Source organism: Photobacterium sp. DNB22_13_2 (assembly GCF_052873915.1).
Genome location: NZ_JBNNXU010000286.1, coordinates 1 through 238 on the forward strand (window position 1 = coordinate 1; position 238 = coordinate 238).

The following is a 238-nucleotide window of genomic DNA, read 5'->3' on the forward strand; positions in this document are numbered from 1 at the left end:
GCGCAGGGCGGTTTGATTCGCGAGCGCTTTGCACCGCGCCTGCTGCGTGCATCACCCGGCAGCCTGGCGGATGATGCTGGCACCAATCTCGACCCGTTCCGCGCGTGGCACACGATGATGGCGGGCGAGAAACCCGGCGGCCACGGCGAGCGCTGCGTGGCCGTCGGCACACTCGACATGGCGATCTGGGATGCCGCCGCAAAGATTGCTGGTGTGCCGCTGCACGCCTTCCTTGCGC

General features: G+C 68.5%; 1 pseudogene. It reads left to right on the plus strand.

The window, feature by feature from the left end:
- Nucleotides 1-238 (plus strand): annotated as a pseudogene (locus ACVA58_RS28665) (hypothetical protein); the annotation flags it as partial.